Origin of the sequence: Anoxynatronum buryatiense (assembly GCF_900182905.1) — a bacterium.
GTDB lineage: Bacteria > Bacillota > Clostridia > Peptostreptococcales > Tindalliaceae > Anoxynatronum > Anoxynatronum buryatiense.
Genome location: NZ_FXUF01000002.1, coordinates 54,075 through 78,303, shown reverse-complemented (window position 1 = coordinate 78,303; position 24,229 = coordinate 54,075). Strand labels below are relative to the sequence as shown.

The window sequence follows — 24,229 nt, the reverse complement described above, 5'->3', positions numbered from 1 at the left end:
GCGCCTCCCGCTTTACAGTTTTTTCACCGCATTGATGAGCACCTCTGCAATAATTGGCTTGACAACAAAACCGCAAGCACCTTGTATCACCGCTTCTTTCACGATACTTTCCTGGCCCATGGCTGTCACCATCAGTACCTTGGCACTCGGAGACGATTTCTTGATACATTTTAGTGCTTCAACTCCGTCCATCACCGGCATGGTGACATCCATGGTCACCAGGTCAGGAAGTAACTGCTCATACTGTGCCACCGCTTTTTCGCCATTTTCTGCCTCCCCAACCACTTCATAACCATTTTTTTCAAAAATCATTTTGAGGGATTGTCGCATAAACATAGAATCATCCACAATAAGCACCTTTTTCATTGCTTACCTCCCTTTCCATCTCGATCTGAAAAGAATTAGCTGCTGTTCTTTATGGCAGGCTTGCAGTTTCCAACCAACCTGCTGCATCATTTCTTATGCATGACAGTGATACACTCAATGTTTCAAATGGACATCAAGGTTTACTTAACTCCACCAATATCCATTTTTAGTTCGTTAGCATTAACTAACTTTATTTTAGTCTGATTTCATTCCCGTGTCAAGATTTTTTAATAATTTTATTTTTCTGATTTTTTGCCGTTTATTTCAACTGGCGTCACATTTTGGAACTGACATCTGCTCCCTTGAAGTCAGTCCACTTGTTGTATCGTCTATCATTATCCTTTCATGCAAAAGGGACCTGATGAGCGTTGTCGCCCAATCAGATCCCTTTGCTGTTCATGGTTTATTTTATCAACACTTCTTATTTGATAAAGCAATCAAACTCCAGAAGCGCCTTTTCCCCATGACCTTCAAGATAGTCTTCAGGAACATCGAATGTCTTCAGCTCTACCCTTGCCTCCGACATCATGGCCAGTAACTCTTCCATGAAAATACCCCTGTTACCCAAGGTGTCACAGGAAGGGCTTTCGCCGATTCCCACCAGACCCCTGACTATATACCCCTGGCGTTGATACTCCTTCGCCTGTTCCACCACCGGCTGGGCCAATCGCCTGCATAAGGTGCGGTAGGCAGGCGTATTGTATTCATCCTTTGTACGGGGCGGCCTGCCTTCACCTGAGAAAGTAAATTCGGGACAGGGAAGCTGTATGATTCCCAGGTTTTCTGCCAGCATCGCCTGCACCAGTTGGTTGAACCCGCCCTGGGCCCGTTCCCAGTCACGAATCACCGCATTCTGATTCAGAACGCAATGCGCCACCAACAACAGTTGTTTTTTTCGCTTAATCATGATCCACCGCCCGGGTGGTAAAAAGATCCCGCGGTACATACTTCAACATAAGTGCCACCAGCACACAGCTGGCCACCTTATCAACCAGGTTTCCCGTTACCCTGGGAATAAACGCCGCCGTGAAAATGCGTTGCCCGCTGGCCAATAGCCAGGCCACCATAATGTCGGTGCCGCCGCCGGTCAGGCCGCCAAACATCAGAACTGAGATGGGCGTGCCAATGAGGGGGGCCACAACGGCCAACACTAGGCCGGTGATCACCGCTGTTTTCAGGTCAAAACGAAAGCGCCGGACCACCAGCCCCACAATTACGCCAATGACAATGTTCACCAGCGCAAAGGGGATGGTACGGGGATTGGTGATGGCTCCCTGAATGATATTGGTGAGCCCGCCGGTCATGGCACCTGCCAGAGGACCCAGCACCGCTGCCACCAATATGGTTCCCATGGTGTCCAAAAAGAGCAGGGGAATTTGAAGCGTTGATACAATGGTTCCCAAAACAATGTTGACAACGATTCCCATGGAGGCCAGAACCATCGCCCGGGTGGAACGAAAAGGTGATGAGGACATGAATCAAAACTCCCTTCAATGAATTGCCATCGGTGATGGCGGTATGATACCGCCTTCATTATGGCATGTTCGCTTCAGGGAGTAAAATTGAATATTTAAATGGATTTTTGTTTTTTCATTAATAAATCAAATTATTTTGCGTCTGATTCATCAGAACTTCACACTCTTTAATGACCACAGGTACCCTCGTGGGCATGCTCATGACACACAGAACCTGTGGAATCCAGTTTTCCCTGCAGGTATAGCGACACTACTTCCCGGGCTTCACCCACAGCTCCCGTCACCACTTCAATGCCGTTTTCACGGAAGAGATCCACCGCGCCGCCGCCCATACCACCGGAGACAATGACATTCACCCCCTGCTCGTGAAGAAACTGGGGCAGAAAACCTGGCCGGTGACCGGGATTAGCCACCCGCTCTTCATGAATCACCTGATCTGTATTGGTTTCAAAGATATGAAAAGCCTCACAATGGCCAAAATGGCCGGATACTTGAGTTCCGTCACTGGCAACCGCTATTTTCATTCCATTCACTCCTTCTTTTTGATCTGCTCTCTCCAAGTGATTTCCAAGATCTTCCAACCACTCTCCCGCCACTTTTTCAATGGCTCCCTGGTCACAGGCCGCTGCCACAGCAGGATCAATGGGGAGACTGGCCAGCAGCTTTAGTCCATGGCGGCGGGCCAGCATATCCAAATGGCTTTCCCCAAAAGGATAATGCCGTGTGTCACATGTTGGACACTGGAACCAGGACATGTTTTCCACCAGTCCCAGTACGGGAATCTGCATCATCTCTGCCATGCGCACAGCCTTTTCAACAATCATGGAAACCAGTTCCTGGGGTGATGTGACGATGACAATGCCGTCAACAGGAAGTGACTGGAACACCGTTAGTGGAACATCCCCCGTTCCCGGCGGCATGTCCACAAAGAGGTAGTCCACCTCACCCCAGATCACATCTGTCCAAAACTGTTTCACGGTACCTGCAATGAGCGGACCACGCCACACAACAGGGTCAGTGTCATTGGGAAGCAACAGGTTAATGGACATCAATTTGATGCCGGTCTCACTGGTAATGGGAAAAATGCCGTTTTCACTGCCCATGGCCTTCCCCGTAATTCCAAAAGCCTTGGGAATAGAGGGCCCGGTGACATCGGCGTCAAGAATCGCCGTTCGGTACCCCCGCCGGTTCATGCTCACCGCCAAGAGTGATGTGACCAGTGATTTTCCCACACCGCCCTTTCCGCTCACCACCCCAATCACTTTTTGAATCTGACTGCCGGCATGAGGCTGTTCTTTCATATCATAAGGGGTTTTTCTTTCATCACAGGCTTCGTTGCAGCTGCCACAGCTTTGGTCACATGTTTCGTTCATTTCCTGTCGCCTCCAGTTGATTAAGATGCCTTACCAGTTTTTCATAAATCAACGCCACCGCTTCACCGGCAGCACAGCTGACTTCCACAATACTCTTGCCATCATTGATGGCAGTCACCACCTCAGGGTCATAGGGGATACGTCCCAGCACCGGAATGCACTGCAAAATGCACCATTCTTCAATGATGTTGGTGTTTTCAGGGCTGATGTTCCACTGATTTATGCACACTGAGAGGTGGGTGTTCAGTCCCCGGGCGGTTTCCACCACCCGCTTTAGATCACTGATGCCGGAAAGGGAAGGCTCTGCCACCACCAGTACCAGATCCACACCGGTGATGGAGGCAATCACCGGACAACCGATCCCGGGCGAGCCATCAATCACCGCCAATGCCTCCGAAGACTGATGAAAGGATTCTTTTTCTACTGACTCCTTCATCCGTTTTTTCACTGCTGTCACCAGCATTCCAGAGTTGCCGCTGCCCATTTTTAATCTGGCCGTGGCGAAAACAGGTTGCTGATGATAGGTCATTAAGTTCCCCGCCTTTGCAGGTGTCATGGTGACAGCATGGGTGGGGCACACATGGACACAGACGCCACAGCCTTCACATGCAAAATTGTTAACCCGATAGACCGGAGTGCTTTCAATGGCTTCAAATCGGCAACGGCTTGCACATATGCCACAGGCAACACACCGGGTGGTGTCGATCGCTGCCTTGTCAAGTCCGTAAAAATCTTCTGCTTGGGGAAAATCACCACGGTTCATCAGGAGATGCAGATTTGGCGCATCCACATCACAATCTGCACAGGCCACAGCGGCTGCCAGTTGAATCAACGCGGTGGCCACTGTGGTTTTTCCTGTGCCGCCTTTTCCGCTGAGGATCAACAATTGTTTCATTGCAGCACCTCCTGTTTCACCCGGCAGAGCAGTGTTTCAAACCACTTCCGATAGTGCGAATCCACCTGAGCGACCACTTTTCCGTTGGCATGCATCTCGCCCAAATGCCGATCATGAGAAAGTCGCCCCAAAATGGGAAGAGCGTTGGTGTTGGCATAATCCTCCGACGGATTTGCTCCGCTGGTGGTTTTATTCAGTACCAGTCCATGGGGTTTATGAAACAGTTTCACCAATTGATGCACCATTTCCAGGTTGTCCCGGCCAAACCGGGTGGGTTCGGCCACCAACAGGCAGAAGTCCGCTTCCTGAATGCTTTCCATCACACTGCAGGCACTCCCCGGCGGGCAGTCGATCACTGTCAGGGTTGTTTCCGGCAGTTCCTTCAACAGACTGCGAATAACGGGAGTACCGGCGGCTTCTCCCGGGTTCAGGAAACCGGTGAAGACCTCCAGCTTTTTTTGAACACCCGAAACCCCTTTTTCCATTCTGCCAATGATCCGGTCGGTTTCCATGATGGCCTTTTGGGGACACACCAAGGCGCATCCGCCACAAGCATGGCACACTTCGTCAAAAACAATCACCTTATTGGTGTATGCCAGAGCATGAAAACGACAAAAATCCACACACGCCCGACAGCCATCACATTCTTCATGCAAAACACGGGGAACTTTCACTTTCACAGGCACTTCCCTGATGGCACCCGGTTTTAGGAATAAATGGCCGTTGGGCTCCTCCACATCACAGTCCACATAAAGTGCCGGAGAAGCCACCACAGCCAGATTCACTGCCATCAGCGTTTTTCCTGCACCGCCCTTACCGCTTAGAACTGCCAGTTTCATATTACCGGCCTCCGTGTCGGTGAAGTCCGGGATGAATTGCTTCCAATAATGATAGTTCTCCGCCTGCCAGTGCATCCAGATTATGTTGGACTGAGCCTGGCTGGCACTGATAAAGCTCGATTCCTGCAGCCCGAAGTACCTCTGCTGCATTTTTTCCGCATCGGGGAACAATGGCAGCTTTCACTCCCTGGTCCACCAGAAACTGGGCCGCCTGAATCCCAGTACCGCCCTGACTGGTGGCCGCTTCATTGTCTAACACCTCAGACTGCTTTGTAGTATTGTCATGTATAAGGTAATAGGGTGCCCGGCCAAAAGACAGGCTCACCGCTTTTTCCAGATTACTCCCGTCTGCCGGGACAGCAATTTTCATATGTGATTCCTCCCATGTTCATTCTGATGGCGACCCCTGTTGAGACACCTGGCCAAACCGGTGTCGTCGGCACCGGCCGCAACCCATCTGCTGATCAACCTCATCACACAGTTTGTAGTCACCACCCTCTATTTTCAGCAAATGACCTTCCACCAATGAAGCTGCTAGTTTTTTGCGGGCATCATTATAGATGCGCTGCACCGTGGTCCTGGCCACTTCCATGCGATCTGCACACGCCTCCTGGGTGAGTCCTTCCAAGTCAATCAATCGAATGGTTTCATATTCCTCCACAGTCATACTGAGAATCTTTCGTCCCGGTCGCTGGTCCTGCTGCGGTCCGAATAAATCACTTTCCGGCAGCTGGCAGACCCGGCGCCATTTTCGGGGTCTTGGCATGTCTCTTCACCTCTTATTCATCGTTTGTTCCATTGTCCAATTGCATTTCAACGATGTCAAGGCGTTTTTTCAGCCACTCACGTTGTTCTTTTAAAGCTTCTCTGGTCCATTGCGACTGTGCTGCCTGTTCTTCAGGCGTTTCTCCGGTTCCCCAAAAGGGACCATAACCGCCATAGCCTCTGCCGCATCCGTATTTGGTGCCTGCTGGAACGCCGGGACCAAAAACCGGTCCTCTCCCCATTCCCATTCCGCCACGCCTAACCCCACGACCCATTCCCAACGGGCGAAAAGTCTTGCAGAAGCCATTTCCCCATCCCATCATGGGTCCCTGACCACCAGGGCCTGTTCCATCTCTTCCTGGCATATTTTACCCTCCTCATATTGATTCAGTGTTCCTTTTCGATTACATACGCCGTTATTGACATATGTTCTTTACAACTTCAGTTTACACCTATATTGAACATATGTCAATAACTGTTTGAGGAAAAGCACCGGCTTTTCAGTGAACCGTTTAGAAGGTAATGTGATGGCAGGAAATCAAAACAACAGCCCTCGCAAACACTTTATCTTGAGATTGGGTGGACTGTTCAATCCCATACATCAAAAAAACCGCCGGGAATCAGCGGTTTTCAAATGATATGATTTTGAACAAGATGAATCAACACTATAAGTGCGGTAATGCTCATATGGTCGTCAGCTTCTACAAGGATATATCACTGCCGCCGGCAAGATAGTGAATCCGGTCGCCCATGATTTCTTTCAGTAGTTGATAGGCTTCTTCACCGGTACAGTGTCCTGTGTAGAATACAGCCCCTGTTTCCATGAGGAATGCCGCCAGCTCCCGGATCCGTTCCGGCGATTCACTGGCTCCGGTGGCTCGGTTGTGTAAATGAAAACCGCCAATGGCAATATCTGGATAACGGCCCCATTTGCTCTTGAAATGATTGAAAATCCTGTCAATCCCCTGGTGTGCACAACCGGCTATCATAATTAATTTTTCTGATGGCTTACCCTGTGAATCAACATCTTTCGAAACCTCTCGAATGACCAGACTCTGTTCATGGGCAAAAACATCCGCCACCAACTCGTTGCCCTGTTCCATCAACAAGGATTCATTGCCGGAAGGTCGAAACCCTTCACCGGAAGCTCCGGCAAAAAGAGAAAACCCTTCCCGAATGACCTGTTCCTCTCCGGTAAAAATTAACCTTTCATGATGCTGCAGATGTTCATCCAACCCAATATATTTTGTATTGCCTTCCCCATCTTTTGCAAAATGCTGGTTAAAAGCATACCGGTTCACGTAGACACGGGCCTGATCATTGATTCTTAAAAAGGCTGCCAGCCCGCCACCATGATCATGATGACCATGTGAAATCACTGCCGCGTCCACAGATCCCAGGTCAATTCCCATCTTTTTGGCGTTCTCGGCATAGAGTCCCGTGGCACCCATATCAAAAAGAAGGTGAAAATCATCACTTTCAATATATAGACTCAACCCGTGTTCTGCTCCAAGGTCATCGGTTAAAGCGCTATTTTCAAGCAGTGTCACACAACGCATCCGATCATCTCCTGTCTGTTGTTTCCGCCGCTCCACCTGCGCCGGTTTAATGAAACTTTCTTCCATCCTCTACGTCTGATTGAACAGAAGCTTGTGAAGGAGGGACTTGATGAAAAAGCATCTCGAGAAACCCAGAAAGCCAGTACGCCGCCCCCAATGGCATATCAAACGACAGATGGGAAAAAGAAAATTCGTCGGCCAATCCACTCTTTTTATGGGTCTTGCCTGCTTCGCCGGCCCCTTTGTGGGCAGCCTGTTTTTTTACCAGCCGATTCGGGACTATGTTTTGGCAGACTACCTGACACTATATCTCATTGCCTTTGTCGGAGGTTGTACCATTGGCCTGTTTCGTGGTCTCTTCCTGTGGAAACGAAATGAAGCGGGTCTTTGATCAAATCTTTAAGGTCACTCCCCTCTTCATCATATCACATACCCTTCATACCCGAAGCGCGCTTTCTTCAACCGGATAATCACCTTATTCTTTCCAATATCAATGCATATTTTTTATCTTCTTGATGATAGCATGGTTGATTGTAAGGCTTTTCATTCCTTCATATTGATTTTGCGATGACAATTCGCGTGAGTAAAACAATTAAAATGGGATATGAAACCTAATGTAGTGGTCGCCGTCTTAATATAGAGCAAGGATGAAAAATATATAATGACGCAGCGAACACATAACCCTGCTGAAGAGGAGTGAGAACAATGCTGTATGATTTAAAACCCTTTCAACACAAACAGCTGCTGTCTGCCTGTCTGACAACCATGCTCATTTTAATAATGCTTGCCCTGCCTTTCTCAGTATCTGCCCAGCCCAGCGTCGCTATTGAAATTGACGGAGAACCGTTGGCCATGGATGTGGCTCCTGTGATTGAAGCTGGCCGGGTACTGGTACCCGTGGCTCCCCTGATGCGTGCCCTGGGGGCTGAAGTTCAGTGGCAGCCAGAAAACCGCCAGGTGATCATTGAACACCACTCAGACAGGGTTGTACTCACCATCGACAGTGCACAGGCCGCTTTCAATGATGCCCTGATCCAGCTCCAGGTTCCTGCCCGGATTCTGGAAGGACGCACTCTGGTACCCCTTCGATTTGTCTCTGAAACGTTACAGGCTAATGTACGATGGGATGAGGTGAACCGTATGGTCCGTGTGACAACCCAGGAAATCCCTTTTCAACCCCGCAGCATTCCCTTCACGGTGGTCAATGAAAGCCAGTTGGCAGAAATCCCCGGTCTCTCTGCCTGGGTGGATAGCCACCGCATGACCATGGGGATTCACGTTGAACGGGATATTGACAGCGGCACCGTATTTCTGATGGCTGCAGGCGGCGAGCGCAGCACAGGGGGCTATCGCATGGAGGTTTTGAGCCTGCGAGAGGAAGCCGCTGGCGAAGCTGTTCTGGAAGCCGAACTGGAAATGCCCGCCCCGGAAGACATGGTCACCCAGGCCCTCACCTATCCGGCTCAGCTGATTCGGTTTGATGCCGATGGTATCACCGATATCACTGGCACCATCCGTGAGCTGCGCCGCGGCACCCGGGAAGTCACCCTGTATTTTATGCGGGTCACTGACACCGCGTTTCTCACAGAAGGCGAATCCCGGCTGTTTCAGACGAAAGACCTGACACCCGATGACCTGTTGGCCGTTTTACTGGCAGGTCCTGAATCAGCTGACCTTACCCGTGTGATTCCACGGAATGCAAAGGTGCTGAACATATCTGTAAGTGACGGCCTGGCCAACGTCAATTTTTCCCGGGAAATCACCCAGGCCAATGTGGGTGCCGAGGCTGAGGGAGTGCTGGTGAACTCCATCGTCTGGACCCTGGTGCAATTGCCGGAGATTGATGCAGTTCAGATCCTGGTGGAAGGCGAAATCGTCGAAACCCTCGCCGGCCACATCACCGTCAACGAACCCCTCTCCCGCCAATAGATTCACACCGATCCCTGCGGAGCTTTTCGAAGCTCCGTTTTTTCGTGCCCGATTGACACATATGTGAAAATGAAAAGTTCACAGTGAGTTCATCTCCAGTTCATTCAAGGTTCATTTAACCATTCTAAAATCAATGTAACAGTTAATCATCCACGACGCCATTACTGCACTTTCAATTGCAAGTGCAAGTGCAGTTGCAGTCATGAAGGTCGTGAAAGGTCATCAGCCAGATTGTTCAAGGGAGGAAATACCATGTTCTATCCATTTGGTTTTTGGGGATTTGACCCCACCATCATCATATTAATCCCCACCATTCTCCTGACCCTGTATGCCCAGGGAAAAGTGAAATCCAGTTTTTCAAAGTACCTTCGGGTCAATACCCGTAAAGGTTATACCGGTGCCCAGGTGGCCCGCATTCTTCTGGATGACCATCAGTTGAAGGATGTTCCCATTGAAGTCTCCCAGGGGCAGCTAAGCGACCACTATGATCCCACCCAGCGGGTGCTGCGTCTTTCCGGAGAGGTGTATCAGGGAAATTCCATTGCGGCTGTCAGTGTGGCCGCCCATGAAGTGGGCCATGCCATTCAGCATGATGAAGGATACGTGCCGCTGAACCTTCGCAATCTGGTGTTCCCCATTGCCCGATTCGGTTCTTCTGCCGCCTGGTTCTTTATCATCATCGGCTTGATCCTGCCTGCTTTTGCGGGTTTGATGGATGTGGGGATTCTCCTTTTTGCAGCTGCCGTATTGTTTCAGATTATCACCCTGCCGGTGGAGTTCAATGCCAGCAACCGGGCGCTTCACCTGTTGGATACCAATGGATTTATCACCACAGAAGAAACCATCGGCGCCAAAAAAGTACTGAATGCCGCTGCCCTCACCTATGTAGCCGCCATGGCGGCAGGCATTGCTCAGCTGCTACGCCTGCTGTTGATTCGAAACCGGCGTTGAAATCTTGAATTGTTAACACCGCTCACCCTCCTTGACATAGCCAGGCCATCAGCCGGTACCCCCCGGTTTGACGGCCTGGCACCTTCATGTTATATGTATAGTAGTACGAATTCATCCCAATGGAGTGATGCCCATGTTTACCATACTGGTTGCCGAAGATGATAAGAATTTGCAAAAGCTCATGGCTGCCGTTTTAAAGCAGAACGGCTATGAAGTGCTTTGTGCCCGGGATGGCCGGGAAGCGCTGGATTTGTTGGATACGAACCACGTTGATTTAATCATCAGTGATATCATGATGCCGGAAATGAACGGCTATGAACTCACCAGTTCTTTGCGGCGAGCTGACTATCAGCTGCCTATTCTCATGGTAACGGCCAAAGACACACTGGATGACAAAAAGAAAGGTTTTTCATCAGGCACCGACGATTACATGGTGAAGCCCATTGATATGGACGAAATGATGTTGCGGGTAGCCGCCCTTTTACGAAGATCCCGCATTATGAACGAACACCGTCTCACCATCGGTGCTGTGACCCTGGAGTACGACACACTGACTGTGTCCCGGGAAAATGAATCTGAGACCCTGCCTAAGAAGGAGTTCTATCTACTGTTTAAGCTGCTCAGTTACCCCCGTCAGATCTTCACCCGTCAGCAATTGATGGACGAGATCTGGGGACTTGATGCGGAGAGCGATGAACGCACCGTGGATGTGCATATTAAACGGCTCCGGGAACGTTTTTCCCACTATCCGGAGTTTGAGCTGGTAACAGTGCGGGGATTGGGATATAAAGCGGAGAAACGGGTATGAGGTCTTTAACCCTGCGAAAAATCACCGTGAAATTAGTACTGTTTTTTACAGCCCTCATCATGGTTTCTTCTTTGGTTTCATTCATTGCCTCCATGATTTTTGCCTACAATGTGGAGAATGAAATTCGATTGAACCAGCAAGCCATCGCCCGCACTATTTTGGAACTGGAGGCTCGTACAGACCTGAGCCTGGAGGAAATTCTTCAGATTGCCTCCACCTTCATGTATGACGCCGAGCCTCTCCGGGATGCCGATTCATTGGCACAACTGCCAAAGCCACCGGATCAGCTGCCTCCCGGCGAGTCTATTTTCATGGGTGAGCGCCCTTTTCATGGCACCACCACCCTGCTAAAGATTGGTGACACGGTGGTGCAAATCCGCCTGCGTCCCCAAAACACCACTTATGGCATTGCTGCCTCCCGCAGCTGGCGCTCTGCCCTGATTTACGTGGCCATTGGTGCAGTATTGGCCAGTGTGCTGGCCCGCCGGATCGTCAGGCCCATTATTCAGCTGAATGCTGCCACCAAGGAAATCGCCCGGGGTCACTTTGATATTCAGCTTGCAACTGAAAGTCATGATGAGCTGGGTCAGCTGACACAGAACTTTAACAGGATGGCCCGGGAGCTGAAACACATGGAGTACCTGCATAAAGATTTCATTGCCAGTGTCTCCCACGAGTTTAAAACCCCCATCGCCTCCATTCAGGGATTTGCCCGCCTGCTTCAAAAGGGAAATCTTTCTGATTCGGAACGGGATGAATATACCCGCATTATTGTGGAAGAAAGTGCCCGCCTCTCCCACCTTTCCAGTAATATTATCCGACTGTCCAAACTGGAAAATCAGGAAATTGTCAGCCGGAAAGACCTCTTTTACCTGGATGAACAGATCCGCAAGTGCATTCTGCTGCTGGAGCCGGAATGGGAGAAAAAAGCCATCGAATGGGACATTCAGCTGGACCGCGCCCGTTATCCCGGCGACGAAGAACTGCTGCAGCAGGTATGGATCAATCTCATTGGCAATGCCATCAAATTCTCCCGCCAAGGCGGTTTGATCAGTGTTGCCCTGGAACATATCGCAGGCGGCATTCGTGTCACCCTGGAAGATCAGGGAGCCGGCATGGATCAGCAGACCATCCCCCGTATTTTTGAGAAGTTCTATCAGGGAGACGCCGCCCATTCTTCTGAGGGCAGCGGTCTGGGCTTACCTCTGGTAAAGCGAATTCTGGATCTTCACAATGGGACCATTCAAGTCACCAGTCAGCCGGGCGAAGGCACCTGTTTCACCGTTGATCTTCCTATCCCCACTGAAAACGATTAAAACCACCAGACAAAAAAGCCCTTTCCTCATGTGATCATGAGCGAAAAGGCTTTTTTCTGTCCCTTCAACCAGTTACAGCATGGGGGCAAAAACCCGCAGTACCGATCCCAGCAGGGTGGTGTACCAGCGCACCTGCTGAAAATCCTTCATGGTCACTTGATGGCATACCTTCAGTGTATCCAGGAAATCATGGGTCAGCTCCTTCACACTTGGCGTATGGTAGAGCCAGACACCACACTCAAAATGGAGATAGAGGCTGCGGTAATCCATATTGATGGTGCCCACCACCCCATAAAGATCATCCACCACAAAAGTCTTGGCATGCATGAACCCAGGGGTGTACTCATAAATCTTCACACCACTTTCCACTAACACCCGATAGTAGGTGCGGGTGACCACATGCACATACCACTTGTCCCACTTATGGGGAGTAATGATCCGCACATCCACCCCGCCCTTGGCAGCCGCACAGAGAGCCGTCACCATTTCATTGGCAATAATGAGATAGGGGGTGGTGATATAAACCGATTTTTTTGCCTTGTAAATCATATTCAGGTAGACGGTTTCACTCACTGGTTCATCGTCCAAAGGGCTGTCGGCAAAGGGTTGTACAAAACCAGTTTCCGGCAGATCATCTGCGACCGGGCCGGGTCTGTCTGTGCTGTCTTCCACCACTGTTTCATTATAATCATTGTGAGCATGGTGATGGGCCGCCGGATGAAACTGGAAAAAATCCTCATCCAATCCTTTCAGATAATCCCACATGGCCAGAAACATGACTGTCAGATTCCAGACAGCCGGCCCTTTGATCATAATCGCCGTGTCTTTCCAATGACCATATTTCACAATTTCATTGATGTACTCGTCTGCCAGATTGATGCCCCCGGTGAAACCGGTATGGCCGTCAATCACCGTGATTTTTCGGTGGTCCCGATGGTTCATGCGTAAAGAAAGCACGGGAATCAGTGGATTAAAGACACCACATTGAATGCCCATGGTCTCCAGATGCCGGTGGTAGTCTCTTGGAAGCGTGAACAGGCATCCCATATCGTCATAAATCAGCCTCACATCCACTCCCTGAGCCGCCTTTTCTTTCAGCACTGCCAGAATCTGGTTCCACATAACCCCTTCTTCGATGATGAAGTATTCCATAAAAATGAACCGTTCCGCTTTTTTCAGCTCACTGAGAAGGCGCTGAAACTTTAATTCTCCAATGGAAAGGTATTCTCCCGCCACTTTTTCATAGGGAGGGTACCCGCCATAATTGGCAATATACCGGGACTGGACTGCCGCTTCAATATGATGTGCTTCCATTGCCTGCAGGCACCGCATGGTTTCCGGTTCATGCGCTTTCATGGCCTCTTTGACTTTTGCCTCGTGAGCCTTCATTTTCTCCGCTCTTCGGCGGCTCATTTTGCTTCTTCCCAAAAAGAGGTAGAAAAGCCCGCCAAAAATGGGAAACAGCATGATGGGGATGATCCAGGCGATTTTATAGGCAGGGTTGATGCGGCTGTTCACCACCCACAAAAACGCCACCAGGCTCAGTACCAGACTGAATGCATAGAACAAAGCAAAGTACTCATTGAAACGACTGATGACAGCAATTAGAATCACCAGTTGGCCCAATACTGACACCAGCAGAAAGAAAGTGCGGGGCATCATTATTTTTTGAAGGGTGGTTTTGGTTTGCCGTTTCAAATCACTCATAGGCCACTCCTTATGGTTGTGATCCTTTCAGCGCATCGAGCACTGCTGTTTCAATTCCTGATTGATCCAGTGTTGTTTTGTGACGAACGGGTTTCTCTTCCAGGCCTTTCAATCCGGCAGGTATGGGAACACCCGTTTTCAGATGCAGTTCCTTGACAGCCGCAAAACCATCCGCCAGTGATGTTCCCCACAGGGCTTCTGTCACCGTATCGGCAAACTTGTAAGCACTGGCAGTGGCAGCAATCACTGTGGGCGTGTGATCGCCTGTCTCTTTCCGGTAATCCGCATACACTTTATGAGCCACGGCAGTATGTGGGTCCACGAGGTACCGGTGCTTGTGATACAGCGCGGCAATGGCATCCCGGGTTTCCGCCTCATCAGCAAACCCGGCATAAAAAGGTTCCAATCCACGTCTGATGGTGTCACTGACCATGTAGTGTCCCTCTGTTTCCAGCGCCTGCATTAATCCCTTCACCTGTACGCTGTCATTGCCTGACAGATGATAGAGGAGACGCTCCAAATTACTGGAAACCAAAATATCCATGGAAGGCGAAGAGGTTATGTGAAAATCCCGGCGGGTGTCGTAGGTGCCGGTGTTGATAAAATCGGTGAGCACGTTGTTTCGATTGGAAGCACAGATCAGCCGGTTCACTGGCAGGCCCATCTCACGGGCATACCAGGCCGCCAGGATGTTGCCAAAGTTACCAGTGGGAACAACAACGTTCATGGCTTCTCCCGGCTTCAGAATCTCCTGCTTCAACATCTGCAGGTACGCCCACACATAATAGGCCACCTGAGGAACCAACCGCCCAATGTTAATGGAGTTGGCTGAAGAGAATCGAATGCCTGAAACTGCAAGCTTCTGAGCCGCCGCTTCATCATTGAAGAGTTTTTTGACCGCTCTTTGAGCATCGTCAAAGTTTCCTCTGATCCCGAAGACATGGGTGTTGGCACCTTCCTGGGTGGTCATTTGCCGTTCCTGCACCTGACTAACTCCCACATGGGGATAAAGCACCACAATCTGGGTTCCAGGCACATCCGCAAAGCCTTCCAGCGCCGCCTTGCCGGTATCACCGGAGGTGGCGGTTAAAATGGCAATTTGCTGCTGTTCATCTTCCTGCTTCAGCGCTGCTGTCAGCAGATGAGGCAATAATGACAGGGCCATATCTTTAAAAGCAGCCGTGCGGCCGTGGTACAACTCTAAAAAACAGGTTTCTCCCACCTGTATCAGAGGTGCCACTTCAGTCGCTGCAAACTTGTCATCGTAGGCACTTTTCACGCAGCTATCCAATACTTCAGCCGGGTAATCATCCAGAAAAGACTGCAGTACACGCACAGCCACTTCCTGATATGGCAGTACTGTCCAGTCGGTGAAGCTTTCCGGTAATGAAGGAAACATCTCCGGCACAAAAAGGCCGCGGTTTCCCGCAATCCCCCTGATGATTGCCTGAGCGGCTGTCAGCTTTTCTGACCCGCCCCGTGTGCTCACATAATGCATTTATCACCATCTCCATTTCTTTCTGCTTCTACCGCTATAATCTCCATCTGTCAGTGGCACACTGCCACAAAGCACCGTCTGCTGCCACCAACCGTTAACCATCATTGTAACACAAAGAGCCCCTTCTGCGGAAGCATGACCGAAGCAAAGCGCCCCACCAGTTTTTGACCAGTGGGACGCAGATATTGATCAGATCGCTTTTTCTGTTTGCGGCCGGGCAGGAGCCGGCATCAATGCCTTTCTTAAAAATTGCAGATACTGCCACAGCACATACAGTACCATCATCACCGCCCAAAATTCAAAAATGGGGATGGTGGCTCCAAGCGTCGGAATGCCGACGCCTGCCTGGCTCAGATACCCATTGGTTCCCTTCAGTGCAATTCCCGTAATGACAAAAGGGAAGGTGAAGGCGGAGAAGCTGGGGAAAAAGGGCAGCCTCAGCAGCCGTGGCATCACCAGCATGACACCGATGAAGCTGATGAAGGTACATGCTGTCAGAAAAGCGACGATCACCAGGTTTTTCTCAGGAAAGCTGTTAAGGTAACCTGCCAGGGCCAGACTGCTGGGAGCCGTGAAGATCGCCAGGGAAGGTAATGCCGGATCCGGAATCTGGCGCACCTTCACCACCCTGAAAATCACCACAGGAAGCAGGATTAAATAAGCAGCAAAGGCAATCCAGAACAATGCCTGTCCAATGGCCAGCTGACCCATGGCCGGGGCTGTGAGACTAAAGCAGGCCAGTCCCACATAGACAATAAACCAGCTGGGGAATACTTTCATCATCTTAAAGGATACCACGTACTTCTTAGTAAAGATGACCAAAAGGACCATGTGAATCAGTAGTGCCAGAAACCACATGACCAGCGCTCCCTGGGGAAGGAAAGGCCTGAGGTACACCGACAGAATCGCCATCCCCATACTGAAGGTGGGCAGCACACTGGCCACCGGGGGCTGTTCAAAGGCTTCTCTCAGTGCTGCCAGGTCTGTAAAGGCTTTGGCGATGAGCAACACCATGATCAATGTTGCCACTGCTCCCAAGGCATATCGGTAGCCGGCACCGTAGGATACGACCAGATTTCCCAGCCCCGCCATTCCCAGCATCAGACCCGCCATGGGAAAAGGTATTTTTTTCAACAGCATCTCACACGCTTCCTTTCTTAACTACAGCCACAACCACTGCAGGCACATGATTCCGACTGGTCACTGCTAAAGCTTTCCACCGCCATACGGGCTGCCACTGCTTCATCTGCCAGAAATTGTTCAGTAATCCAGGCTGCCACTTCTCCCGTAATCTTCACACAGTGTGCTTTGCGTTCAGGGCTGGTGAATTCGAAATCCTTGATCATCACCCGGCAACAGGTGCTTCTGTACATCGTCTTGATATGGTCGTGCAGCTGGGCTGATACGGGAAACATTCGCGCATCCATGCTTTCGCCGTGATTTCGTCCATAGGCCATTCCCAGAGCCATGGCACCGCCGCTGACGGCACCGCAGAGACATCCTGATTTTCCAAGACCAATGGGAAAGGCTGAAGCCATTTTGGTCACTTCTTCAGGGAAAGGCCATCCCATCAGTTCATTGATGGTATGAATCACCGCCTCGGAGCAAAAAAACTCTCCCCTTTGAAAATACCCTTCTGCCTTCTCCCGCACTGCCTGAATCAATTGTTCCCTCTCCATTCTGATTCCTCCCCTTCCTTATGCTGCATCGCATGCTGCCATCATTTCCGCTAACATATGCATGAAAACTCATGGCTGCACACCTTTAACGGATATTGCTGTTAATCGGTTGTTACCGTTAATCCGATGCTGCGGAGTTTGATGACGGTTTGCCGGATACTTTGATAAATTTCCATCTATCATTATAAGAGAAGACCAACCGAAGGTCGAATTGAAGTTCGTAATCGATGGATAGAAATTCCAAATGATTCAGCTGCACGTGTTTCCTTCTCAAATCTGTCATCGAATGCCTTCCACTTCCGTTTAATTCCGTTTAATAGATTTGCTTCCCATGGGTTCATTTCCCAAGTTTTCTCTTCATCTCAATAACCTTTCACCATTTTTTTCTGAACCTGTCATCACAGTCTTCAAATGATGGTATAATGATTAATAGTACATTTTCTATTATGGTAAAGGACGGTGCAGGATGAAAGGAACAGTTGTCAACATATGGCTCAATACCATTGAAAAGCTCTACGGACAAGATAAAAGGGACGCAATACTGGAACAGGAAGGGTGGAACCCCCGGCGCCTCATCACGCCTCTGGAGGAAATCGAAGACAAAAAAATCTTCTCCCTAATGGATGCTTTTGCCCGTTCTCAGGGGATCAGCAGCGAAACCCTTTGGCGAAAATTGGGCCAAAATAACATTGCATCTTTTCATGGCTGGTTTCCCTCCTATTTTGAAAGCGGCACCGCTATGGGCTTTCTGTTGCTCATGGACAGCGTTCATGCCCAGTTAACCAAAATGATCCCCGGAGCCAAGCCGCCCCGCCTGATTCCTGAGAGCGTGGGCGAAAAGAGCTTTCAGATGGTTTACCAGTCCAAACGTGGTTTGCATGATTATCTTCTGGGCCTCATTGAAGGTGTTGGCGCCCACTTTAATGAAAAAATTCACTCTGAAGTATTGGAGAAAAAAGTGGGAAGCGATGGCACCCATGTGGTGAGAGTTCAATTGAACTTTGAAAAAACACCCCGAAAATACAAGCGATACCCCTTCTCCCAGTTTTTGTCCCTGGGAGTCATCAAATCGCCGGCATTTAAAGTCATTTTACTGCCCACCGTCTTGTCCGGCATTTTGGTTGCGCTGCTCAGCGGTACCGATAATCTCCCCCTGCTGGCAGGCGTTCCTTTGGCGGTATTGGCTTCCGGCCTCATCACGGGCCTGGCAGTGAACCGACCGTTGCAAGACTTACCCGGCGAACTGGAAAAAGTGCGTCACCTTGATCTGTCGGAAAGTCTTTATGTTGCCACAGGTGACCGGTTGGAGCAAACCTACGGCGAAGTGGTTCAGGTGAAGGAAAAATTGCGGGAGGAGTTCACCCACCTGCGAGGCGGCATGGATGACCTCTACTCCTTCACCGACAAGTTTGCACAGGTTGCCAAGAACCTGAGCGAGGTTTCTGATCTGATTTCACAGGCTGTGCAGGAAGTGGCAGAGGGGGCGGTACACCAGGCCACTGAAACAGAAGGATCTGTCGCCATCTTGTCGGATAACCTGAATGTGCTTAATGATATCAGCCGAAAAGAGCTGGAAGGCAAAGACAGCCTTGAGTCAGCCGTGGCACAAATTGAAACCTCCTTCAATGACCTGGAGAAGGTATCTGATAACATGAACCAAATGAAAGACCGGTTTGCTCAGGTAAATGAACAGGGAAATGAACTGAGCCAAAAAGTGAAAGACATTATTTCCATTGTCAGCACGGTGGAGCACATTGCCGAACAAACCAATCTACTGGCCTTGAATGCCTCCATCGAAGCCGCCCGGGCCGGCGAAATGGGCCGGGGTTTCAGTGTGGTTGCCGAAGAAATCAGAAAGCTGGCTGAAGATTCGAAAACGGCTGTGGGCACCATTAACCACAGTCTTAACGAGTTTGTTCAGGGTGTGAATCAAATGGTTCACCAGGTGAATGACCAGTTTACTGAACTGGATTCCGGCACCAAAACCATGGTGGCTGTCACGGAAGAAAGCCGGCAGGCCTCTTCCCGCATCAATCAGGTTTCCCTGACTATTTCTGAGTTTTCCAAACAGCTCTCCAATGAAACGACTAAAATCAATACGGTTTTTGATAATCTCAACACCCTGGCAGCCATTGCCCAGGAAAATTCTGCCACTGCCCAGGAAATGAGTGCCAACGTCACCAGTTTCTCTTCTGAAATTGTGACCCTCACCGAGAACATTGAAGAGCTGGAAAAAGTGGTATTGTTCCTGAAGAATGAACTGAAGCGTTACAAAATATAGTCCTCATAGACAGGGCCGAAGAACAATTCTTCGGCCCTGTTTTCTTGCTTTTCATTCTTTCGTAGTCCGAATGAGTTGCTTAGCTTTCAAGAATGTAATGACGAGTTGTAAAATGAACGGTTGTCCCTTGATCCACCTGGCTATCCACCCAGATCATACCACCCATCATTTCAACCAACTGCTTGCAAATGGCTAAACCAAGTCCTACACCCCCATTAATGGAACCAGATGGAATGTCCACCTGCGAAAAATGTTCAAAAATGCGCTGGTGATGATCCTGATGAATACCTATGCCAGTGTCAGCAACTTTCCACAGAAGATTTATCTCTGAATTTCTTTGCTCCTTTTCAGTTTTTTGAACAGATACCACAATTGAGCCTTTTTCTGTAAACTTAGCTGCATTTTCAACTAAATTTTGCACTACCTGCTGCAGACGTTGCACGTCTCCCATCAAAATTGGCGGCACGTTGGGCATCTTCATAAATGTTAAGTGCAAGTCCTTATGCTGCCAAAATTGCTTCGTTGACTGTCGAATATCCTCTAATAAATCGTCCACTAAAAAGGATTTATTCTGCAGCCGTACTTTTTGGGCTTCGATTCTCGAATAGTCAAGAATCTGATCAATGAGTCTCAATAATTGCACCGAAGCCTTTTCAGCCAACTGTATATAGTCTTGCTGCTCCTGATCAAGGTTGGTCATTTGAAGCAACTGCAACATTCCCATAAAACCATTCATTGGCGTTCGCAGTTCATGGCTCATGGAAGCAAGAAACCGGCCCTTGGCAACGTAAGCAGCCTCAGCTGCTTCTTTTGCAGATAGAAGTTCGTTATTTTTTTCTTTCAGTAGCTTTTCTGCATCTTTGCGTTGTGTAATGTCAAATCCAATGCCTTGAAGACGAACCATTGTTCCCAAATCGTCAAAAAAAGCGCGATCCCGCCATTCATGCCACCGAACTTCTCCGTTCCAAATCACATAATGTGTGGTTACCTGCAAAGGATTATCCGGCGTTAAATCCAAATACTTTTTCTGTGCCTGAGCTCTTACATTTTCTGGTATGAATTGAAGCATCTTTAAGCCAAGCATCTCATCTTTGGACATGCCATGATAATCGCAGTACGCCTGATTCACATATGTGAGCGTACTGTCAGGAAGATATTCACAGATCATTGCCGGCAGGTCATTGGTCAGTGTTCGGTACCTTTCTTCACTTCTTTTCAAGTTTTCTTCTATTTGCACGCGTCTCACATGATGAATCAGCACTTGAGAGAACACCTGAAGCAACTGTTTTTCTTCCATCCTATAAATGCGGTGTTCCCGCACCGCATCAAATCCAACATACCCAACAAGCCCTCCATCATCATAAATTGGGAAATTAATCAAACTCTTTGTCTTTTGATCTGTCAAAGAGTTCCTGAAATTTCCAGGAGTCATCATTGACACATCTGTCACTTCATAGATTTGATGATCTCGGTGACAGTTCAGCACCTCTAAACGATGGTTAATGGGTATTTCCTGCAAGTTATGAATCTGTTCCTCGATCCCGGGAGCACAGTACTCATATATATTTTTGCAAATCTGCTTTTCAAAATCATAATAGACAACGTTGACTCGGTCGGCTTGCACATACTTGGCTAACTCTCCCAGAATCAACTGTATGGCTTCATCTGTAACCATCGAGTTTGAGTTGATGAATCCGCTAAAGAGACGAATGATGACTGATTGCAGTTCACAAATAGAATGATATCCTTCCTGCCGACTTCCATTTCCCGAATCACTTGTACTCATCATCATTCCCTCCAATATCATTATAAACACCCGTCCACTTACGAGTCTTTGATCATCGATTTTATTAACTTCATGATATCACGAATTATCAAAGCTGTGCATTCTTAAGATTAATTTCATTCACCAGGTTGAAAAGCAGTTTTCTGTCACATTCCTGTCAGTTTCTGTTATAATAACTTCAATGGCAACATCCTATTAAAATACCACAAGAAAACCGGGTGATGTTGATGAAAAACAGCCAACGGATCACAATCTGCCTCTTTCTGACCGGCTTTCTTTTCACGACACTTGCACAGAGCCTGGCTGCAGTTCCCATCCCCAGGCAGCAGGAGTATGAAGATCAGATTGTTATTTTGTCAGAAACCCAGCGGGAAATTCTGGATGACCTGTTCCAACTGGTGCAGGACATTGATAATGTGGAAAGCCGACAGCAACAGCTTGAAGAGGATATTTGGCAAGCTGAGGCCGCCATTGTGGAACTTCAGAACGAAATAAGCATTCGGCAGGAATCCTTCGAAAGCAGCCGGGATCTCCTGGAGGCAGTGCTGAAAAGCTATCAGCGGCGGGGGCCCGGCTCTTCCCTGGAAATCATACTGGCCTCCGAAAGCTTTTCTGACCTTATCAAACGGCTGCACCTCCTCCGGGACCTGACGCGGAACACCGGTGATCTATTGGATGATCTGGAAGAGCAGCAAGCCTGGCTCACAGCTGAACAGGAGCACCTGGAAGCTTTTCTGCTGGGTGTGGATGAGCAGCGTCAGTCTCTCCAGGCGCTTTTGGAAAGCCACCTTGCCCTGCGGGATGATCTGGAAGACCGGCTGATTTCCCTTGAAGATGAGCGAAGTCTTTATGAAGACCGCCTGATGAATCTGGAACGTCACTGGCTGGAAGCAAAAGAAATTTTCACCACCTTTGCAGACACCTTCAGCCGGCTGGCCACCGGCGGCAGCCTGCCCCAAGACGCCATTTCCCTCTCCTTTAGTCTTTTTGAGGTCAAGGGCACTCTGCGGGAGGACGCCCTCAATCAGGCACTTCAACAGACAGCAGGTATTGAAGGTATGTCTTTACAGTTCCAGCCCGGTGTGACCACCGTGCTGATGCCTGAGCGGGAGTTTCAGCTGATGGGCATCTTTGCCCTGAAAGACGGCCAAACCCTGGAGTTCATCGCCGAAAGCGGCACATTTTACGGCATGCAGCTCACCGACACCTCCATTCGAGATTTAATGCAAACAGGCACCGTGGAGCTGGATCTGACAGCCGTACTGGAGGGCAACACCCTCACTGCCGTGCGCACCCAGCAGGGAGCTCTGGAGCTTGTAAGCCGTTTTTCACTCTTTTAACGTGAAGGCTTTTTTGAAAGACAATGGGTCAGCTCCATTTTTCCCCCCCAGAAAAACCATATTGAAAGGAAGCTGCATCTTGATCACTGCCAATGACATGACCCTCACTTACAACGATGGTACTGAGGCCCTGAGAGGCATCAACCTAAAAATTCAATCTGGCGAGCTGGTTTATATCACCGGCCCCAGTGGCTCGGGAAAGACCAGTCTTATCAAGTTGCTCATGGGAGCAGAAAAACCCACTGCCGGACAGTTGCAAGTGCTGAACCTTTCTCTTCCCCAGGCAGGTGAAAAAGACCTGCTTCAGCTTCGCCAGCAGATCGGACCTGTTTTTCAGGAACTGAAACTCATTGATGGCAGAAGTGTTCTTGAAAACGTGGTGCTAGGTATGCGTTTTCTGGAGATCCCCTCTCAGCAGTGGCGGAGCCGGGCTTCAGAAGCACTGGAAAAAGTGCGCATCAGCCATAAAATGATGTCTAAAGCCGAGCATCTCTCTTGGGGAGAACGACAACGGGTTGCCATCGCCCGGGCCATTGCCCGAAAACCTTCACTGATTCTGGCAGATGAACCAACAGGCAACCTCGATCATGATAATGCCGTTAATATACTCCAATTGCTTGATTCTCTGCGAAATCAAGACACATCTGTCATCATCACCACCCATGCCACGCATCTCATCGACCGTCAGCGTACCAGCCAGTTAATTCATATCAGTGAGGGACGTATTGTCCCCCAGTGATGGGAGGAAGTCACCAATGAAGAGAAGCCTTGTCAATCTGGGATACTTTATAAGGGAAGCCTTCACGCTGCTGAAGCTGAACGGCGTCTCTCACCTACTTTCCTTCGTCAGCATTGCCCTGGCCTTTTTTTTGCTGTCTTTGGTAGTATCCACCTGGTGGGTGAGTCTGCAAATCATTGACACCCTTCAACAGGAAGCTGAAATCTCTGTTTTCATTTCTGAAGATATCAGCCAGACAGATCAGGAGGCACTGACGGCTTCCATTACTGCCATCCCCGGAGTAATGGGTGTTCGAATGGTCAGCGAAACTGAAGCCTTTGAACAAATGGCTGCCATTCTGGGAGAAGAAGCTGAAGTACTCACTTATTTTGATGAAAATCCTTTCGATGCCTATCTGGAGACCAGCGTTGATCCCAGCCAGGCAGCAGTCATTTACCAGGAACTGCTCCTTCTTTCTGGCGTGCGCCACATCCGCGATAACCGGGAAGTGCTGCACCAGATCCAGAGCCTCACAAACCTGCAGCGAGTACTGGGACTGCTGTTTATCGCAGCTGCCGGCACTGCCACTCTGGTGGTGATTTCTCACCTCATTCGCCAGGGTGTTTATCAAAACCGCAACCAGATCCACACATTAAAACTGCTGGGAGCCCCCCCTTCCTTCATTGCACTGCCCTTCCTGATGGTGGGTCTCGGCCTCACCCTGGGAGGCGGCCTGTTGGCCACTCTGTTCACCCGATGGGCGCTGTATCTGGGGTATCAGCAACTGGCTGCACCACTGCCCTTCATCCCCCTGCCGCCCCTGACAGTCCTTTTTCGAAATACCTCTTTGGTCATTTTATCCCTCAGCCTGCTGCTGGGAATCGCCGGCAGCGCCATGGGACTGAAAGCCTCACGGATTCAATCATGATTCCATGAGGCTTTCT

24 protein-coding genes are annotated in these 24,229 nt (G+C 49.5%); 9 read left to right on the top strand and 15 right to left on the bottom strand.

Annotation, left to right across the window (positions count from 1 at the left end):
• Window positions 1-12 precede the first annotated feature (12 nt).
• From QOL74_RS03125 to QOL74_RS03080, 10 genes are all read right to left on the bottom strand, one after another.
• Window positions 13-366 (bottom strand): response regulator, encoded by a 354-nt coding sequence (locus QOL74_RS03125; protein ID WP_283407983.1) that lies wholly within the window; start codon window positions 364-366, stop codon window positions 13-15.
• 421 nt (window positions 367-787) lie between these two features.
• Window positions 788-1,273: a CD3072 family TudS-related putative desulfidase gene (locus QOL74_RS03120; protein ID WP_283407982.1), complete on the bottom strand. Its 486-nt coding sequence runs from the start codon at window positions 1,271-1,273 to the stop codon at window positions 788-790.
• On the bottom strand, window positions 1,266-1,841 hold the full coding sequence (locus QOL74_RS03115; RefSeq protein WP_283407981.1) for a CD3073 family putative ECF transporter S component: 576 nt from the start codon (window positions 1,839-1,841) through the stop codon (window positions 1,266-1,268). The genes QOL74_RS03120 and QOL74_RS03115 overlap by 8 nt, the downstream gene beginning before the upstream one ends.
• 167 nt (window positions 1,842-2,008) lie before the next feature.
• Window positions 2,009-3,214 carry an iron-sulfur cluster carrier protein MrpORP gene (locus tag QOL74_RS03110; protein WP_283407980.1) on the bottom strand — a complete coding sequence of 402 codons (1,206 nt, stop codon included), beginning with the start codon at window positions 3,212-3,214 and terminating at the stop codon, window positions 2,009-2,011.
• Window positions 3,198-4,109 (bottom strand): nucleotide-binding protein, encoded by a 912-nt coding sequence (locus QOL74_RS03105; RefSeq protein ID WP_283407979.1) that lies wholly within the window; start codon window positions 4,107-4,109, stop codon window positions 3,198-3,200. The genes QOL74_RS03110 and QOL74_RS03105 overlap by 17 nt, the downstream gene beginning before the upstream one ends.
• Window positions 4,106-4,948, bottom strand: coding sequence for a nucleotide-binding protein (locus QOL74_RS03100; protein ID WP_283407978.1), 843 nt, complete (start codon window positions 4,946-4,948; stop codon window positions 4,106-4,108). The genes QOL74_RS03105 and QOL74_RS03100 overlap by 4 nt, the downstream gene beginning before the upstream one ends.
• Window position 4,949: 1 nt before the next feature.
• Window positions 4,950-5,318 carry a NifB/NifX family molybdenum-iron cluster-binding protein gene (locus QOL74_RS03095; RefSeq protein WP_283407977.1) on the bottom strand — a complete coding sequence of 123 codons (369 nt, stop codon included), beginning with the start codon at window positions 5,316-5,318 and terminating at the stop codon, window positions 4,950-4,952.
• A gap of 18 nt (window positions 5,319-5,336) precedes the next feature.
• Window positions 5,337-5,714: a DUF134 domain-containing protein gene (locus QOL74_RS03090; protein WP_283407976.1), complete on the bottom strand. Its 378-nt coding sequence runs from the start codon at window positions 5,712-5,714 to the stop codon at window positions 5,337-5,339.
• A gap of 13 nt (window positions 5,715-5,727) precedes the next feature.
• A complete protein-coding gene (locus QOL74_RS03085) occupies window positions 5,728-6,078 on the bottom strand; it encodes a DUF5320 family protein (protein ID WP_283407975.1) in 351 nt (116 codons plus the stop codon).
• Between the two features lie 336 nt (window positions 6,079-6,414).
• A complete protein-coding gene (locus QOL74_RS03080; RefSeq protein ID WP_283407974.1) occupies window positions 6,415-7,272 on the bottom strand; it encodes an MBL fold metallo-hydrolase in 858 nt (285 codons plus the stop codon).
• Window positions 7,273-7,381: 109 nt separating this feature from the next.
• Between QOL74_RS03080 and QOL74_RS03075 the strand changes: the two genes are divergently transcribed.
• From QOL74_RS03075 to QOL74_RS03055, 5 genes are all read left to right on the top strand, one after another.
• Window positions 7,382-7,663 carry a hypothetical protein gene (locus tag QOL74_RS03075; protein WP_283407973.1) on the top strand — a complete coding sequence of 94 codons (282 nt, stop codon included), beginning with the start codon at window positions 7,382-7,384 and terminating at the stop codon, window positions 7,661-7,663.
• A gap of 314 nt (window positions 7,664-7,977) precedes the next feature.
• Window positions 7,978-9,201, top strand: a complete 1,224-nt coding sequence (locus tag QOL74_RS03070; protein WP_283407972.1) for a stalk domain-containing protein — start codon at window positions 7,978-7,980, stop codon at window positions 9,199-9,201.
• Between the two features lie 252 nt (window positions 9,202-9,453).
• Window positions 9,454-10,152, top strand: coding sequence for a zinc metallopeptidase (locus QOL74_RS03065; RefSeq protein WP_283407971.1), 699 nt, complete (start codon window positions 9,454-9,456; stop codon window positions 10,150-10,152).
• Between the two features lie 133 nt (window positions 10,153-10,285).
• Window positions 10,286-10,960 carry a response regulator transcription factor gene (locus tag QOL74_RS03060; protein WP_283407970.1) on the top strand — a complete coding sequence of 225 codons (675 nt, stop codon included), beginning with the start codon at window positions 10,286-10,288 and terminating at the stop codon, window positions 10,958-10,960.
• Complete coding sequence (locus tag QOL74_RS03055) at window positions 10,957-12,276, top strand: sensor histidine kinase (RefSeq protein ID WP_283407969.1); 1,320 nt, start codon at window positions 10,957-10,959, stop codon at window positions 12,274-12,276. Before QOL74_RS03060 ends, QOL74_RS03055 begins: the two co-directional genes overlap by 4 nt.
• 72 nt (window positions 12,277-12,348) lie before the next feature.
• On the opposite strand, the gene cls is transcribed toward QOL74_RS03055, so the two are convergent.
• The 4 genes from cls to QOL74_RS03035 form a co-directional block, all read right to left on the bottom strand.
• Window positions 12,349-13,983, bottom strand: a complete 1,635-nt coding sequence (cls, locus tag QOL74_RS03050) for a cardiolipin synthase (protein WP_430383850.1) — start codon at window positions 13,981-13,983, stop codon at window positions 12,349-12,351.
• 10 nt (window positions 13,984-13,993) lie between these two features.
• A complete protein-coding gene (thrC, locus tag QOL74_RS03045; protein ID WP_283407968.1) occupies window positions 13,994-15,481 on the bottom strand; it encodes a threonine synthase in 1,488 nt (495 codons plus the stop codon).
• Between the two features lie 189 nt (window positions 15,482-15,670).
• The gene (locus tag QOL74_RS03040) at window positions 15,671-16,621 is read right to left on the bottom strand and encodes a TDT family transporter (protein ID WP_283407967.1); all 951 of its coding nucleotides are present in this window, start codon (window positions 16,619-16,621) and stop codon (window positions 15,671-15,673) included.
• A gap of 17 nt (window positions 16,622-16,638) precedes the next feature.
• The gene (locus tag QOL74_RS03035; RefSeq protein WP_283407966.1) at window positions 16,639-17,160 is read right to left on the bottom strand and encodes a C-GCAxxG-C-C family protein; all 522 of its coding nucleotides are present in this window, start codon (window positions 17,158-17,160) and stop codon (window positions 16,639-16,641) included.
• Window positions 17,161-17,626: 466 nt separating this feature from the next.
• On the opposite strand from QOL74_RS03035, the gene QOL74_RS03030 reads away from it, so the two are divergent.
• Entirely contained in the window at window positions 17,627-19,441 is a 1,815-nt protein-coding gene (locus tag QOL74_RS03030; RefSeq protein WP_283407965.1) for a heme NO-binding domain-containing protein, read from the top strand.
• Window positions 19,442-19,520: 79 nt separating this feature from the next.
• Here the strand turns inward: QOL74_RS03030 and QOL74_RS03025 are convergent, their stop codons facing one another.
• The gene (locus tag QOL74_RS03025; RefSeq protein WP_346771714.1) at window positions 19,521-21,116 is read right to left on the bottom strand and encodes a sensor histidine kinase; all 1,596 of its coding nucleotides are present in this window, start codon (window positions 21,114-21,116) and stop codon (window positions 19,521-19,523) included.
• Between the two features lie 338 nt (window positions 21,117-21,454).
• Between QOL74_RS03025 and QOL74_RS03020 the strand changes: the two genes are divergently transcribed.
• From QOL74_RS03020 to QOL74_RS03010, 3 genes are all read left to right on the top strand, one after another.
• Complete coding sequence (locus QOL74_RS03020; protein ID WP_283407963.1) at window positions 21,455-22,567, top strand: coiled-coil domain-containing protein; 1,113 nt, start codon at window positions 21,455-21,457, stop codon at window positions 22,565-22,567.
• A gap of 79 nt (window positions 22,568-22,646) precedes the next feature.
• Window positions 22,647-23,306, top strand: a complete 660-nt coding sequence (locus tag QOL74_RS03015; protein WP_283407962.1) for a cell division ATP-binding protein FtsE — start codon at window positions 22,647-22,649, stop codon at window positions 23,304-23,306.
• Window positions 23,307-23,322: 16 nt separating this feature from the next.
• Window positions 23,323-24,213 (top strand): cell division protein FtsX, encoded by an 891-nt coding sequence (locus QOL74_RS03010; protein WP_283407961.1) that lies wholly within the window; start codon window positions 23,323-23,325, stop codon window positions 24,211-24,213.
• Window positions 24,214-24,229 lie beyond the last annotated feature (16 nt).

Coding starts and splice junctions, on each gene's coding strand:
- QOL74_RS03035 (WP_283407966.1), bottom strand. CDS start 17,160: ATGGAGAGGGAACAATTGATTCAGGCAGTGCGGGAGAAGGCAGAAGGG.
- QOL74_RS03090 (WP_283407976.1), bottom strand. CDS start 5,714: ATGCCAAGACCCCGAAAATGGCGCCGGGTCTGCCAGCTGCCGGAAAGT.
- cls (WP_430383850.1), bottom strand. CDS start 13,983: ATGAGTGATTTGAAACGGCAAACCAAAACCACCCTTCAAAAAATAATG.
- QOL74_RS03040 (WP_283407967.1), bottom strand. CDS start 16,621: ATGCTGTTGAAAAAAATACCTTTTCCCATGGCGGGTCTGATGCTGGGA.
- QOL74_RS03020 (WP_283407963.1), top strand. CDS start 21,455: ATGAAAAACAGCCAACGGATCACAATCTGCCTCTTTCTGACCGGCTTT.
- QOL74_RS03080 (WP_283407974.1), bottom strand. CDS start 7,272: ATGCGTTGTGTGACACTGCTTGAAAATAGCGCTTTAACCGATGACCTT.
- QOL74_RS03025 (WP_346771714.1), bottom strand. CDS start 21,116: ATGGTTACAGATGAAGCCATACAGTTGATTCTGGGAGAGTTAGCCAAG.
- QOL74_RS03085 (WP_283407975.1), bottom strand. CDS start 6,078: ATGCCAGGAAGAGATGGAACAGGCCCTGGTGGTCAGGGACCCATGATG.
- QOL74_RS03010 (WP_283407961.1), top strand. CDS start 23,323: ATGAAGAGAAGCCTTGTCAATCTGGGATACTTTATAAGGGAAGCCTTC.
- QOL74_RS03060 (WP_283407970.1), top strand. CDS start 10,286: ATGTTTACCATACTGGTTGCCGAAGATGATAAGAATTTGCAAAAGCTC.
- QOL74_RS03100 (WP_283407978.1), bottom strand. CDS start 4,948: ATGAAACTGGCAGTTCTAAGCGGTAAGGGCGGTGCAGGAAAAACGCTG.
- QOL74_RS03105 (WP_283407979.1), bottom strand. CDS start 4,109: ATGAAACAATTGTTGATCCTCAGCGGAAAAGGCGGCACAGGAAAAACC.
- QOL74_RS03120 (WP_283407982.1), bottom strand. CDS start 1,273: ATGATTAAGCGAAAAAAACAACTGTTGTTGGTGGCGCATTGCGTTCTG.
- QOL74_RS03110 (WP_283407980.1), bottom strand. CDS start 3,214: ATGAACGAAACATGTGACCAAAGCTGTGGCAGCTGCAACGAAGCCTGT.
- QOL74_RS03095 (WP_283407977.1), bottom strand. CDS start 5,318: ATGAAAATTGCTGTCCCGGCAGACGGGAGTAATCTGGAAAAAGCGGTG.
- QOL74_RS03065 (WP_283407971.1), top strand. CDS start 9,454: ATGTTCTATCCATTTGGTTTTTGGGGATTTGACCCCACCATCATCATA.
- QOL74_RS03055 (WP_283407969.1), top strand. CDS start 10,957: ATGAGGTCTTTAACCCTGCGAAAAATCACCGTGAAATTAGTACTGTTT.
- thrC (WP_283407968.1), bottom strand. CDS start 15,481: ATGCATTATGTGAGCACACGGGGCGGGTCAGAAAAGCTGACAGCCGCT.
- QOL74_RS03125 (WP_283407983.1), bottom strand. CDS start 366: ATGAAAAAGGTGCTTATTGTGGATGATTCTATGTTTATGCGACAATCC.
- QOL74_RS03075 (WP_283407973.1), top strand. CDS start 7,382: ATGAAAAAGCATCTCGAGAAACCCAGAAAGCCAGTACGCCGCCCCCAA.
- QOL74_RS03070 (WP_283407972.1), top strand. CDS start 7,978: ATGCTGTATGATTTAAAACCCTTTCAACACAAACAGCTGCTGTCTGCC.
- QOL74_RS03030 (WP_283407965.1), top strand. CDS start 17,627: ATGAAAGGAACAGTTGTCAACATATGGCTCAATACCATTGAAAAGCTC.
- QOL74_RS03115 (WP_283407981.1), bottom strand. CDS start 1,841: ATGTCCTCATCACCTTTTCGTTCCACCCGGGCGATGGTTCTGGCCTCC.